Annotated in this window: 14 protein-coding genes; 5 read left to right on the plus strand and 9 right to left on the minus strand. The window is 50.2% G+C overall.

From position 1 onward, the window contains the following. Positions 1-100: 100 nt before the first annotated feature. Both AC3WT9_RS10090 and AC3WT9_RS10095 read right to left on the minus strand, forming a co-directional pair. Positions 101-343: a ferredoxin gene (locus AC3WT9_RS10090; protein WP_341091901.1), complete on the minus strand. Its 243-nt coding sequence runs from the start codon at positions 341-343 to the stop codon at positions 101-103. 159 nt (positions 344-502) lie between these two features. After that, positions 503-1,795, minus strand: a complete 1,293-nt coding sequence (locus tag AC3WT9_RS10095) for a DNA polymerase IV (protein ID WP_341380355.1) — start codon at positions 1,793-1,795, stop codon at positions 503-505. A 226-nt stretch (positions 1,796-2,021) separates the two neighbouring features. On the opposite strand from AC3WT9_RS10095, the gene cimA reads away from it, so the two are divergent. Further along, the gene (gene cimA, locus AC3WT9_RS10100) at positions 2,022-3,641 is read left to right on the plus strand and encodes a citramalate synthase (protein ID WP_341091899.1); all 1,620 of its coding nucleotides are present in this window, start codon (positions 2,022-2,024) and stop codon (positions 3,639-3,641) included. 88 nt (positions 3,642-3,729) lie between these two features. Here cimA and AC3WT9_RS10105 read toward each other — a convergent pair whose 3' ends face one another. Then, complete coding sequence (locus AC3WT9_RS10105; protein ID WP_341378170.1) at positions 3,730-4,293, minus strand: TlpA family protein disulfide reductase; 564 nt, start codon at positions 4,291-4,293, stop codon at positions 3,730-3,732. A gap of 262 nt (positions 4,294-4,555) precedes the next feature. On the opposite strand from AC3WT9_RS10105, the gene AC3WT9_RS10110 reads away from it, so the two are divergent. Then, on the plus strand, positions 4,556-5,032 hold the full coding sequence (locus tag AC3WT9_RS10110; RefSeq protein WP_341091895.1) for a M67 family metallopeptidase: 477 nt from the start codon (positions 4,556-4,558) through the stop codon (positions 5,030-5,032). Here AC3WT9_RS10110 and AC3WT9_RS10115 read toward each other — a convergent pair. The 3 genes from AC3WT9_RS10115 to AC3WT9_RS10125 are packed head-to-tail and all read right to left on the minus strand — an operon-like array spanning position 5,014 to position 8,265. Then, the gene (locus AC3WT9_RS10115; RefSeq protein WP_038589680.1) at positions 5,014-5,763 is read right to left on the minus strand and encodes an exonuclease domain-containing protein; all 750 of its coding nucleotides are present in this window, start codon (positions 5,761-5,763) and stop codon (positions 5,014-5,016) included. The two genes, AC3WT9_RS10110 and AC3WT9_RS10115, sit on opposite strands and share 19 nt — an antisense overlap. After that, the gene (locus AC3WT9_RS10120; RefSeq protein WP_341097626.1) at positions 5,760-6,833 is read right to left on the minus strand and encodes a DUF294 nucleotidyltransferase-like domain-containing protein; all 1,074 of its coding nucleotides are present in this window, start codon (positions 6,831-6,833) and stop codon (positions 5,760-5,762) included. The genes AC3WT9_RS10115 and AC3WT9_RS10120 overlap by 4 nt, the downstream gene beginning before the upstream one ends. 37 nt (positions 6,834-6,870) lie before the next feature. After that, entirely contained in the window at positions 6,871-8,265 is a 1,395-nt protein-coding gene (locus AC3WT9_RS10125; RefSeq protein WP_341091892.1) for an ammonium transporter, read from the minus strand. Positions 8,266-8,933: 668 nt separating this feature from the next. On the opposite strand from AC3WT9_RS10125, the gene AC3WT9_RS10130 reads away from it, so the two are divergent. Continuing rightward, a complete protein-coding gene (locus AC3WT9_RS10130) occupies positions 8,934-9,365 on the plus strand; it encodes a MerR family transcriptional regulator (RefSeq protein WP_341091889.1) in 432 nt (143 codons plus the stop codon). 34 nt (positions 9,366-9,399) lie between these two features. Beyond that, positions 9,400-10,077, plus strand: a complete 678-nt coding sequence (locus AC3WT9_RS10135; RefSeq protein ID WP_379142704.1) for a zinc metallopeptidase — start codon at positions 9,400-9,402, stop codon at positions 10,075-10,077. Positions 10,078-10,127: 50 nt separating this feature from the next. On the opposite strand, the gene gltC is transcribed toward AC3WT9_RS10135, so the two are convergent. Both gltC and AC3WT9_RS10145 read right to left on the minus strand, forming a co-directional pair. Continuing rightward, the gene (gltC, locus tag AC3WT9_RS10140) at positions 10,128-11,042 is read right to left on the minus strand and encodes a glutamate biosynthesis transcriptional regulator GltC (protein ID WP_038589672.1); all 915 of its coding nucleotides are present in this window, start codon (positions 11,040-11,042) and stop codon (positions 10,128-10,130) included. Positions 11,043-11,056: 14 nt separating this feature from the next. Further along, a complete protein-coding gene (locus AC3WT9_RS10145; RefSeq protein WP_341378168.1) occupies positions 11,057-11,683 on the minus strand; it encodes a rhomboid family intramembrane serine protease in 627 nt (208 codons plus the stop codon). Positions 11,684-11,794: 111 nt separating this feature from the next. On the opposite strand from AC3WT9_RS10145, the gene tpx reads away from it, so the two are divergent. Next, positions 11,795-12,313 (plus strand): thiol peroxidase, encoded by a 519-nt coding sequence (gene tpx, locus AC3WT9_RS10150; protein WP_341091883.1) that lies wholly within the window; start codon positions 11,795-11,797, stop codon positions 12,311-12,313. A gap of 191 nt (positions 12,314-12,504) precedes the next feature. Here the strand turns inward: tpx and AC3WT9_RS10155 are convergent, their stop codons facing one another. Beyond that, entirely contained in the window at positions 12,505-12,894 is a 390-nt protein-coding gene (locus AC3WT9_RS10155) for a DUF1499 domain-containing protein (protein ID WP_341378166.1), read from the minus strand. Positions 12,895-12,918 lie beyond the last annotated feature (24 nt).

The raw sequence follows: 12,918 nt of genomic DNA on the forward strand, positions 1-12,918 counted from the left end.
CCCCAACCGAATTTACGCCGGCGAAGAGATGTCTTTATGTAAATATAAGGTTCGCGCTGAGCGATCCTTATATCCTGTAGTCAACGAAAAACGTTTTGGATTAACCTTCTTTATTAAAAGGAACATCCGCAATTTTGATGGAGTCCGTTGGGCATCCATCTGCAGAATCCTGCAAATCGTCGAACAAATCATCCGGAATTACAGTACACCCGCGATTGCTGTCATTCTCGTAGATCACTTCTGCCAAACCTTCATCATCATAATCAAAAATATCAGGGGCCGTCGCGCCACAAGCACCACAAGCGATGCAAGTATCTTTTTCGACCCAAGTGTATTTAGCCATTTTTTCTCTGCCTCCCGTTAAACAATACAGCCTGCTGTAGCAGCCTGTTATTTTTCTCATATTAATATAAATAGAATACAATTTCAATTAGTTTTCAATTCGTTTCCATTTTCGACGCATATTCCATTGCTTGAATGTCCATGCCGGGCAAGGCTTTTCTCATATTTTATCAGGATCAACACTTTCGAGATTGTCCTTCTGCAGTGAGGTGCCGCGCTCCTTATGATTGCGGAGGCGGGCCGAGTGGCTGTCACTGAGCATGCCGGCCGTCAGCACCGCATTCTCTCCGAATTTGTTGCGCAGCATATCCATCGTTTTGTTCAGGGACTCCTTCTTCGGCTGACGTTCATAATCGAACAAATCCAACTGGATAGCGGAGTCCTCCTTGGGGCTCAGTCCCTGCAGGGTAACACCCAGCAGTCGTACCGGCTTGTCCCCTTTCCAGTGCTTGGCAAACTGCTCACACACCGTCTTATAGATGTCTTCTGCGCTTTCTGAAGGAGTCTCCAGCTGGCGCGACCGGGTAATGGTCTTCATGTCGGGTGTGCGGATCGTAAGCTGCACACCTGCTGCCACCAAGCCCTGCTTCCTCAGCCGCCGGGCAACCTGGTCGCTAAGATTCAGCAGAATTGGCCGGGCCTCTGCCAGACCGACTACATCTCTCGGCAAGGTTGTCGTATGCCCGATTGACTTGCTCTGTTCGCGCTCAGGATTCACAATGCCGTGGTCAATACCGTTGCCCGCCCGTTTCAGCCATGAGCCCATGACCCCGAAATAACCCACCAGCATCTTCTCATCAGCCGCAGCCAGCTGGCCGATGCTGTAGATGCCAAGCTTCCGGAGCTTTTCGGCTGTTTTTCCGCCGATGCCGAACATTTCATTACATGGCTTGTTCCACAAAATATCCGGCACATCACGCAGCCGGAGGACGGAGATTCCGTTGGGCTTTTTCAGATCCGAGGCAATTTTGGCCAGCAGCTTATTGGGGGCAACCCCAATGGAGCAAGGCAGTCCAAGCTCCTCCATGATCCGGCGCTGGATGGCCCCAGCAATCTCCAGCGGAGTCCCGAACTGTCTGGAGCCGGTAATGTCGAGATAACATTCATCTATTGAGACTGCTTCAAGCAGCGGAGTATAGCTGTAGGCAATCTGCATGAATGCATTCGAATACTTGCGGTATAGATGAAAGTTCGGTTGAATAACAATTAAGGATGGACAAATCCGGAGTGCCTTCTGCACCTGCATGCCTGTTGAGATTCCCAGCCTGCGTGCAGCATAGGAGCAGGTGACAATAATCCCCCTCCGCAGCTCCACGCTTCCGGCAACCGCCGTCGGTTTGCCTTTGTATTGCTCCGGATCCTCCGCCTCATGCACTGAGCAGTAGAACGCATTCATATCCACATGCAGAATAACCCTGCCGCTCGTTGGGTAATACTGATCCACGTTCTGCACAATATCTACCTTCTTATCTTCAGGGTTTCCATTGTCGGATTTAGCATACCTCTTCAACTGCCGGAAGGTCAACAAAAGCAGAAACGCTGTAAAGTTCTTTGTTACATTCCCGCGTAAAAATGCTATAATATAAAAATTCATTTCCCTTAAGCGGATGCTTCCGAAACAAATTCTGTACGGAGTAAATCCAGGAAGCCATTCTCACAATACTTTTAGGAGGACTCCCATGTCTAAGTCCATCTCCATCTTCGATACGACACTACGCGACGGCACCCAAGGCGAAGGCATCAGCCTGTCGGCGGATGATAAGCTGAAGATTGCCAGAAAACTCGATGATCTGGGTGTGCACTACATTGAAGGTGGCATCCCGGGAAGCAACAATAAGGATATCGAATTTTTCAAAAGAGTCAAGGAATTTCATTTAAATGCCAAAATCACCGCATTCGGCAGCACCCGGCGCAAGAACTCTGTAGCCGAGAACGACGACAATCTCCAAAGAATGATTGATGCCGGCGTACCGGCGGCTACACTAGTCGGGAAATCGTGGGATTTCCATGTGCATACTGCCCTACAAACTACACTAGAAGAGAATCTGGCGATGATCGGAGACTCCATCGCTTATCTGAAACGCAAAGGCCTCGAAGTGATCTTCGATGCTGAGCATTTTTTCGACGGCTATAAGAACAATCCGGAGTATGCAGCTGCCGTCCTGGCTAAAGCACGGGAAGCCGGCGCGGACTGGCTGGTCATGTGCGATACAAACGGCGGCACACTCCCGAATGAGATTCAAGACATTGTATCCGGTATGGCCGGGTCCCTTCCGGGCGCTTCGCTGGGTATCCATACCCATAATGATTGTGAGCTTGCGGTCGCCAATACACTCAGTGCCATTGGCGCAGGTGCCCGGCAGGTGCAAGGCACAATCAATGGTTATGGTGAGCGCTGCGGCAATGCCAACCTGTGCTCTATCATTCCCACGCTGCAGCTTAAGATGGGCTATCACTGTATTCCGGGGGATTCCCTCCCCCAGCTGACCAACACCGCACGCTTCGTGAGCGAAGTCGCCAATGTAAATATGCCGGTTAATCAGCCTTATGTTGGAACGGCTGCATTTGCCCACAAAGGCGGCATTCACGTCTCTGCGATCATGCGCGACTCGCGTACCTATGAGCATATTGCTCCTGAACTGGTGGGCAACAAGCAGCGCGTGCTGGTCTCTGAGCTGGCCGGCCAGAGCAATGTCCTGTCTAAAGCCCAGGATATGGGCCTCAGTCTTGACCCAAGCAGCGAGCAGGCCCGCAAGGTGATTGACAAGATCAAGAACCTGGAGCATCAGGGGTACCAATTCGAAGGCGCCGACGCCTCACTGGAGCTGCTGCTGCGTGAAGCCACCGGCGAGATGAACGAGCTGTTCACTTTTGAATCCTTCAAAATGCTTGTGGAGAAGACAGCCGGCAGTCCGGTCGTTTCCGAGGCCTTCGTCAAGCTGAAGGCCGGCGGCGAGAGCCTGTATACCGCTGCAGAAGGCAACGGTCCGGTCAACGCGCTGGACAATGCGCTGCGCAAGGCGCTGCTGCCCTACTTCCCGCAACTGGATGAGATGCATCTCTCCGACTATAAGGTTCGTGTGCTGGATGAACAGGATCAGACCGCTGCAAAAGTACGGGTTCTGATCGAATCCAGAAATTATACTAATACCTGGAGTACGGTTGGAGTATCCAGCAATGTCATTGAGGCCAGCTGGGAAGCATTGGTCGACAGTATGCGTTATGCCCTTTTGGGACAAATCTCACTTGAAAACGACAAGAAGTCCAGCAGTGAGCCTAGAGGCTTAGTCAACCATTAAAGATTTGATCTCACAAATCTCAGACAAAGCCCCCCTGCAGCCGGGAAAACACCCGTTTCGCAGGGGGGCTTTAATCGTTGCCCTTTCTTTAAGAGCCGGTTAGTGTGATGATTTTCTTCTCCAGCTCTTCGGGAGTCAAGACGCCGAGAATAATCTCGGAGATCACCCCGTTTTTGTCAATTAGTACATTGGTAGGAAATACCGCACCGTTATATTTATCAAACACCTTGCCCTTTAGATCAAACATGACCGGAAAGGACAGCATATATTTTTTGATGAAACGTTCGGCGTTGGGCTTATAATCCTGGCTGGTCACATTGATGCCATAAATATCAAGAACATTCTTATATTTAACAGCCATCGCATTCAGCTCTGGAGCCTCCAGCTGACAGGGTTCACACCAGGAAGCCCAGAAATTAAGCATCAGCGCCTTCTCCCTAGGTCCTCCTACGTCGTAAACAGTGCTGTCGTTTCCCTGCAAAGTGAAGGATGGAGCCAGCAAGCCAGCACCTGCGCCGCTTTCCAGCTTGGTCGATTGCTGCACTACCGGTACTGACTCGGGGTCAGCCCTGAATTTATGCGCAATTACGAGAACGGCCAATATCACAATCAAGGCCACAACAGTTACATTTCGTTTATCCACAGCTCTCATGGGAAGACCGTTCCTTTGCAAATGGGATGGTTTGCTCCTATTGTACCCCCAATATGTGCAGTTTCAAACCATCCTTTACATCCAAATAAAATCAGCTTCTTCCGTACCAAGTGGAAACGGCTTTGCCGTCCTCAAAAGGACGGTATCCGTTTCAGCGAGAAATAGAAGGATAATTTATAGCGTGAAACATATAAATTCTTATCTTTCAAAAAAAGAGGATTCCGTCAGAGACGAAATCCTATGAAGAGAGAGGGGTGAAGATATGACAGCATACCAGGGAAAAACCCAGCCCATCAGACTGGATAGCTCCGTACAGCTCATGCTGGGGAAGCATTTGCTGACCTGTTACCCGCATGAAGCTTGCGGCATACTGCTGGGTGCTGACGCAGCGGGCGGCATGCACATCAAGGACTATGTCCCCATGAGCAACGTAGCGCCTGACCCGCTGCATGCCTTCGTTCCCGATCCCCGCGAATGGGTAAAGGCACTCTATAACGAGCCCGCCCCTGTCGGTTTGTTCCACTCCCATCCCCATTCTGCCCCCTGGCCTTCTCCCTCCGACATCAAGGGACTAAGTGCACTGGGTCCTGAATTTAAGGTATACCTGATCGGTTCTCCCGGTACGGAGAAGAGTGAGGAAATAACATTGAGGGGCTTTCATATCGACCGGCTGCCTGATTCAAGTAGAACAGCGGGTTACCGGCTGCTGCATGCTCCGCTCTATGCTCTGCTTAAATAAGCGTACAGATCTCCCAAGGTGTCGACCTGCCGCTTCTGGGAGATCTCGTTCAGATAAGACACCCATAACCGAGCCGTCATTTTGGCATCCTCCAGCGCATGATGCCGCCCTTGGATCGGAATTTCGTGTACGGCAAGGAGTTCATCCAGCGTATAATTGCTGCGGTGCGGCTCAAGCCAGCGGGCCAGCATCATCGTATCCAGCACTCTGTGGGTAAGCTGCACTTTGGAGGTTTTCCATAATGCAGCATTCAGAAAAGACTTGTCATGCGCACTTCCGTGCGCCACCAGCACCCGCTGGCCCACAAAGGACATGAAATTATGCAGCCCGTCCATTAACGAAGGTGCAGCGGATGTCATCTCTTTAGAAATCCCCGTAAGCTTGGTAATATTATCCGGTATCGCCGTCTGGCAGTTTACCAGTGTATAAAAGCATTCATCTTCTTTTATTTCTTCTCCTACTACACGAATCGCACCAAATGACATAATCTCATCCCCATGCTGGTGGGAGAAACCTGTCGTTTCCAGGTCAAAAATAACGGTCTCAAGTTCAGCGAGAGGGGTATGCAGCACTTCAGGACGCCGTTTCTCGCGCATCAGGGAACGGATAAAGGCCATTTGCTGCGCCGTTTGCTGTGCCGATTCCCCGCCTCTCATCGACGCGATGGCGGATGGCATTCCGCCTTGTCTCAGGTTGTTCCAGAATCCGCCGCCTTTGTTCGGCTCCTTCATGACTGTCTCCTTTCCGCTGACCGGAGCTGACGCTGCAGTGCCCTATGCAGGCGCCTGACGAGCAGCAGACTTTCCCGCAGCTCGGACATAAGCTGCTTATTCTTCAGATCACTTTCAGCAATATAATCACTGCTGGACAACAAGCCGTCGTTTACACTGTAGGGAGTGTTCGCACGCATCCGCAGCGCGGTCAAAAATGCCCGGCGGAGATCTTCAAGGTGCTGGTACTTGCCAAGCGCCCCCAATACTTCCAGCCTCTTCAGCGTGGAGCTGTCCCAGACTCCCTCAAATAAAGACAAATGTCTAACAATATTCACGAGCGGAATATAAACACCATATTTGACATCAAATCCCCCGGCATAATCGCCGAACCGCTCCGTCAGTACCTGCCCAAGAAGATTTAGTGTTGCCTTGTGGCGGACCGTATTGCGCAGCACCGCCGTGGACAGCTTCCCGTTGCCGATATATCCCGCATGAAAAGCTTCCCGCCACTCCGCGGATAACTCCGCGTTCCCGGCTACATGACGCATATCGGAGGAGATAATCAGATAACGGATCGGCTCCCATTCCAGCTGGTGCATCCAGCTCTGCAGCTGTTCTTTCCATTCCGTCAGTGTCTTGCACCAGAGCGGCTCGGAGCACATCACCTTGCCGCTGCATTTCTCATAACCCACTTGTTCAAATAGATCCGACAACATCACACCAAAGGCCCGGAAATAACTCTTCTTAAGCCCATCCGGTTCCCCTTCCACAATCAGGCCGTTATCCTGATCACTCCAGAGCGTAGCTTCCTGCCTGCCCGCGCTGCCGAACACAATAAAGGAATAGGCGCAGGGAGGCGGGCCGTAGCCCGCCTCTTTCATCTGCGCCTCACATATGATTACAGCCGCCTTCGCAATACTGTCATGCATTGCATTGACACGGGTCATCCATTCCCCGATTGGAACAACGTTTAACTGTGCCAGAAGTACGGTTTGACAGGCCGTGCGCCTTGCCTTAAGCTCCTGCGGCGAACCAGCCGTTGCGATGGACAAGTAATTATTATCTTCATTCCACTCTGCTGACTCCATCGAAGCCACTCGGTCCGCCTCCCCATCCATGAAGTAGTTAATTTTTAAGGGTCTTGGATTCCGATTCTGCAATCAGTTTCATTTGTTCAGGATAACCGTAAGTACCATGTTCACTGATATCAAGGCCCATCAATTCTTCCTCTTCGGTAACACGCAGGCCGATAGCCAACTTGATTACGTAGAGAATGATGAAGGACAGAACTGCTACGAAGACAAAGGTACCTGCCACACCCAGCACCTGTACGCCGAGCTGGTGGAATCCGCCGCCGTAGAACAATCCGGGTTTACCAACAAGCGCACCTTCCGCGATCAGATCAGGTGTTGCGAACAATCCTGTGGACACCGCTCCCCACATCCCAGCGATACCATGTACAGAGAAGGCATAAATTGGATCATCAAGGCCGGCACGTTCCAGCCATTGTGAAGTCATGAAAGTGAATGCTCCCGCTACAAACCCGATAAGAATTGCCGCCCAAGGCACTACGAAAGCGCAGGCGCCTGTGATTGCAACCAGTGCAGCCAGAACACCGTTCAGCATTGCCGGGATATCCGACTTGCCGAAGTAGAGCCAAGAAGCGATCAATGCAGCCAGACCGCCAGCCGCAGCTGCCAGGTTAGTTGTCAATGCTACGTGGCCGAAGAATCCGCCCATTGGAGACAACGCGCTGCCAGGGTTGAATCCGAACCAGCCGAACCAGAGGATGATAACACCGAGTACTGTGAATACTTGGTTATGCCCCGGAATAATAACCGGCTTGCCTTCTTTGTTGAACTTGCCAAGACGGGGTTTCAGCAAGATTGTCGCGACTACAGCCGCCGTTGCACCTGTAAGATGGACAACCGTTGAACCTGCATAGTCCTGCATACCCAGCTCAGCCAACCAGCCGCCGCCCCATACCCAGTGAGCTACGACAGGGTAGATAACTACAGAGAACAGAATTCCGAAGATAATGTATACACTAAGCTTAGCACGTTCCGCCATACCACCGGATACGATAGCCAGAGAAACTGCGGCAAAAGCCATTTGGAAGAGGAATTTAATGTTTAAGGTTACATCTGAGAATACCAGGGAATCGAATGATGCTGCTTGTGTTTCACCACCGTAGAAGAAGCCTGTAGTTCCGAAGAACCCGTTGCCGTTACCGAAGCCAAGGCCAAAACCCAGTGCCCAGAAACACAAGCTGGCAATTGCGAGTGTCAATACGGTCTTACCAGCTACGTGGCCCGCATTCTTCATCCGGACCGAACCGGCTTCAAGCATTGCAAACCCCGCTTGCATAAAGAATACAAGAATAAATGCCAGGAAAGTAAACGCCGTATCCAATCCGATTTGGAGATCCGGTGCTGCCGGACCTTCAGCGGCAAATGCGCTGACCGGGTAGACCATCAGTGTAATCATGGCCAGAAACATCATTATCATCTTTTTTTTCATTCTTTACCCCACTCCCCAATGTTATATTTTCTAACAAAGCGTGAAACTCTTAATGTCATTATAATCAGAAGTCAGGTAAATTGACAAGACTATTTTTATGAATGCTGCGATTTATTTCTTGAGGCACATGATTTCTTCACTATTTGCCTGTAGCTACGCATTTTCGCTGTTAAATCACAGGTTTTCAGCCGATCAGCAAACCTTATTTATGCAAACGCATACAGCAAAAACGGACTTCTCCATGTATGAATATGTATTTTCATTAATGTAAATGATCCAAGATGCTGTATTGTATGATAAGTATTCTGAACATATATCAAGTGAATGGCGCTTATTTTGCCGAACTCTTCTCTTTTCATGAGCAAAAGAAGCAGCGCGCTCTCCCATCAATTCAATAAACATGACACATCATGTAATATAATTATAGATCCCCCTCCATCTTTGTGAATATACCGCAGTTCGTAAGGTCCAATCGGTGTACAATCTTATAGAAGGAAACCTGCTTTTCCAAGGGTATCTTTGGCTTTAACCCTGCATATACTTAAAGTAAGTATCACGTTTGACTGTACGGTTTATCATTTGATATCATAATAAGTGTAAATATAGTAAGATAAGCGCCGGATCAAACCGGCCGGATTCTGTTAGCGAGGTGAGAAGAACATGGGGATATGACCCTGTACCGGATTGGCGAACTGGCCAAAGCTGCAAGCATCAGTGAACGCACAATCGATTATTATACGAAGCTGGGACTCATTGTACCAGAAACCAGAAGCATGAAGAACTATCGGCTGTACAGCCATGAAACTTTAATCGCTCTGGAACGTATCAATCAGTTAAAGCATGAGAAATATACATTGGAAGAAATCAAAGCCATGATGAGCAAGTGGAATTCAGCCGCACCAGAAACCGATGTTTCGGATAAACTCGTGGAGCTGGAACTGCAGATGCAGCGGCTTGAGCGCGAAGTAAAGGCATTGGAACCGATGATCAGCGGACTGAAACCGGTCCAAGCCAAACGAGCGCTGGCCGCACTGCTTCCGCAGGGTGTTGCGTGCATGGAGGCGATCCGGCTGCTGCTCTCGCAGGGGCCGCCGATGTAAATATTATTTTCACACCATAGTGGAGGAATGTTATATGATGCCTTTGATGTACCTGTTAGTTATTATCGCTTTTCTATTCTCGTTGTGGGCTCAGTTCAGAGTTAAAGGCAACTTTAATAAATGGTCCAAGGTTGCCAACATGAACGGTTTGACAGGTTATGAAGCCGCACGGCGCATGCTTGATGCCAATGGCCTTTATGATGTACCGATTGAACCTGTGCGCGGCACCCTTTCCGACCATTATGATCCCGTCCACCGGGTTGTGCGCCTGTCGGAGCCTGTATACTATGAAAGCTCCATTGCCGCTGTCTCTGTCGCATGTCACGAGATCGGCCATGCCATTCAGCATAAAGAACATTATCCAATGCTCACGCTGCGCCACCGGATGTTCCCGGTTGTCAATTTCGCTTCCGGCGTAGCCCCCTTCATGCTGTTGGCAGGATTTATTTTCAGCTCATTGAATCTTATTGGTCTGGGTATCATCTTCTTCTCAGCTGCAGTAGCCTTTCAGCTTGTCACACTGCCGGTTGAATTCAACGCCAGCAGCCGGGCCCGCCAGGTCATGGTTGAGCAAGGCTACATCCGCAACGAGGAAGAGCGCGGCGTAGCCAAGGTCCTGAATGCAGCCGCCTTAACTTATGTCGCTGCTGCCCTGGTCTCCCTGCTTGAACTGCTGCGTCTGATCATGATGTTCTTGGGAAATCGTGATTAAGCTGATCTAGTTAACCCGCTGTCGATATACAGAGCAAATACCCCGGAAGGCTACGAGCCGACCGGGGTATTGTTATTTCTATCTTTGAAATATGTCAACAGAAAAGTGCGGAAGGAGCGGGCTACCAGCGGCAGCTTGCCCTCACTGCGGTGAATGATCCCAACCGTCCTGGTCACAACGGGATCTATCACCCTCACTTGAGCCGGCTGCATAGGATTGGTCTGATACAATGCCGTTTCCGGCAGCAGACTCACTCCCATTCCAGCGGCGACCAAACCGCGTATGGTATCCGTCTCTCCCCCCTCAAAAGCAATCTGCGGCTTGAACCCTGCCTGCAGGCAGGCTTGCCATACAATCGGCCTCAGTGAATATCCCTGGCTGAACAAAACAAACTTTTCTTCCCGCAGCTGTTCAAGCCGGATTACCTTCTCTCCGGCAAGCGGATGATTCTGCGGAAGGATCGCAAACAGCTCCTCTGTCATTACAATATCACCGGCCACATGACCGTCATTTTCGGGGAAGGGAGAAATAAAAGCCAGATCCACTTCACCGGACAGCACGTCTTTAATCAAAGACGGAAAAGACCCCTGCTTGAAACGAAACTTAACCTGAGGATAATGCCGGCGAAACTCCGCCACAATGGAAGGTATAAGATGCGTACCCAGGCTATGCGGAAATCCGATGCGGATCTCTCCCAGCTCCGGGTCCAGAAATTCATGCACCTCAGCTACCGAGCGCTCCAATTCCTTCAGCACCGACTCTACCCGTTTGCAAAAAAGCTGCCCCACCGGGGTGAGCTGCAGATTGCGCCCCTTTTGCATGAATAAGTCCACTCCAAGCTCCTGCTCCAGCTGATGAATCTGGCGGCTAACCGCAGATTGCGCCACATGCAGCTCCTCTGCCGCCCGGGTAACATGCTCTTTTTGCGCTACCTTCAAAAAATATTGCAGCTGTCTAAGTTCCACGAATCCAACACCTCCTACCTTCGGCTTTTTTTGAATATCCGTATCATAAGTCCATAAAGAAAGAACCCGGCCACGAGGCCGCCAATATGGGCTGTATAGTCCACATGAGGTGTGGCGAAGGACATAATAATCCCCATCACCAAAAGCCCGTACAACGTCTTACGTGAGCTCTCATCCATCATCACTCTCTGGAGCAACGCAATATAGAGGAATGCGCCGTATACGGCGTAGATCGCTCCTGAAGCCCCTACTGACACCGTACCGTAATCCACCACCGAACGGCTGCTGACCGCGACTCCCAGAAGATTGGCAAGGAAACCTCCCGCCAGATAGAGCAGCGCGTAGCGCCACCAGCCCATCAGCCGTTCTAAAGGCGGAGCAAACACCAGTAACGCGAAACAGTTAAAGAACAGATGGGCAAAGCCATTGTGCAGAAACATCGCTGTCGCATAACGCCACAATTCCTCTTTCAGCGGGCTGACATTAACGGTTCCCCCGTAATCAATCAGTGTCTGGATATTTGTCGAGCCGCCGTTCAACGTCAGAACAATAAACATAATCACATTCGCCAAAATAAGCAAACAGGTTACCGGATAATACCGAAGATAGCTTCTCCACTTCTCATATCGTATGAATATCATAACACCCACCCTTTATGTAAGTTGTCCGGTTGGACATCCAGCTTCTAAAAAGATTATAATTTATTGTGGCAGTAAGAATCCAATATTGCAATTCAAGGAGGAACCAAGGATATGATGCAAGAAAGAACAGGCGTGGCCGCATTTAAAGGCAACCCCCTCACACTGGTGGGTCCGCAGCTCAAAGCCGGAGATTCCGCACCACAGTTCACAGTGAGCAAGAATCTGCTGGAAGATACTTCCCTCAGTGATTACGCCGGCAAAATCAAGCTGATCAGCGTGGTGCCTTCTCTGGATACCGGTGTATGCGATGCGCAGACCCGCCGCTTTAACAGCGAGGCCGCAGAGCTCGGCGATGATGTCGTTATTCTCACCATCAGTATGGATCTTCCGTTCGCCCAAGCCCGCTGGTGCGGCGCCGCGGGCATTGACCGGGTCATCACACTGTCTGATCACAAGGAAGCAGCCTTCGGACAAGCCTACGGCGTCCTGATTAAAGAATTCCGTCTGGACATGCGTTCCATCTTCGTAATCGACAAAAACGATACTTTGGCTTATGTGGAGTACCTCGGCGAAATGTCCGAGCATCCCAATTACGAGGCCGCTATTGCAGCTGTAAAGGAACTGCTGTAGCCTTCAGCCGAATTGTATTTCATTCGTAGTACATGAAAGTCTATAAGTTCTTATTCTCTAAAAAAAAGCGGCAGAAGGTCATCCTTCTCCCGCTTTTTGCTTATGGGTAACCTTATTGTTCAATGACAGGCTGCATCTTCATACTTCACGAAACCGTATACAATCTCTGAACAGAAAAGTGCAGCTTGCCTTTATTCTGTCTTGTATTTGCCTAGCTTCCTATCAAGAGACTGGTACAGACGTTGAATTACTCGATAGTTGGCGCCAAGATCGCCAAGCGAACCTCTGGAAGCCGAGTACATATCTACGCCGCAACGCACCGGTGAGGTATTAAGCACCGACACGGTAATATCCAGCGTACGCCCGAATGCCGTTCTCTTCTCAAGCGTAATCTCTCCTACAGATTGCACTTCATGAAGCACTTTGAAGCCAGGAATCTTCTTCAGCGTTGAGGATACTTCTTCCCACGCCTTATCTCTAGAAAGAGTGTAGTAACGCGTCTTTAATGCCGGATCTTTTGCACGGTCGCTTGTTCCGTCATGACTGCGAAATAAACCGACCAAGGTTCTTTTCAACGACAAAATTCTTCCCCCTCTTCAAATCCC

The organism is Paenibacillus sp. EB106-06-01-XG199, assembly GCF_058791575.1.

What these genes read in the sequence shown, in the direction of transcription:
- cimA (WP_341091899.1), top strand. Translation starts at nt 2,022, where the DNA reads ATGTCTAAGTCCATCTCCATCTTCGATACGACACTACGCGACGGCACC.
- AC3WT9_RS10115 (WP_038589680.1), bottom strand. Translation starts at nt 5,763, where the DNA reads ATGAAGGAGCCGAACAAAGGCGGCGGATTCTGGAACAACCTGAGACAA.
- AC3WT9_RS10120 (WP_341097626.1), bottom strand. Translation starts at nt 6,833, where the DNA reads ATGGAGTCAGCAGAGTGGAATGAAGATAATAATTACTTGTCCATCGCA.
- AC3WT9_RS10125 (WP_341091892.1), bottom strand. Translation starts at nt 8,265, where the DNA reads ATGAAAAAAAAGATGATAATGATGTTTCTGGCCATGATTACACTGATG.
- AC3WT9_RS10090 (WP_341091901.1), bottom strand. Translation starts at nt 343, where the DNA reads ATGGCTAAATACACTTGGGTCGAAAAAGATACTTGCATCGCTTGTGGT.
- AC3WT9_RS10145 (WP_341378168.1), bottom strand. Translation starts at nt 11,683, where the DNA reads ATGATATTCATACGATATGAGAAGTGGAGAAGCTATCTTCGGTATTAT.
- AC3WT9_RS10110 (WP_341091895.1), top strand. Translation starts at nt 4,556, where the DNA reads ATGACAGCATACCAGGGAAAAACCCAGCCCATCAGACTGGATAGCTCC.
- tpx (WP_341091883.1), top strand. Translation starts at nt 11,795, where the DNA reads ATGATGCAAGAAAGAACAGGCGTGGCCGCATTTAAAGGCAACCCCCTC.
- AC3WT9_RS10130 (WP_341091889.1), top strand. Translation starts at nt 8,934, where the DNA reads ATGACCCTGTACCGGATTGGCGAACTGGCCAAAGCTGCAAGCATCAGT.
- AC3WT9_RS10105 (WP_341378170.1), bottom strand. Translation starts at nt 4,293, where the DNA reads ATGAGAGCTGTGGATAAACGAAATGTAACTGTTGTGGCCTTGATTGTG.
- AC3WT9_RS10135 (WP_379142704.1), top strand. Translation starts at nt 9,400, where the DNA reads ATGATGCCTTTGATGTACCTGTTAGTTATTATCGCTTTTCTATTCTCG.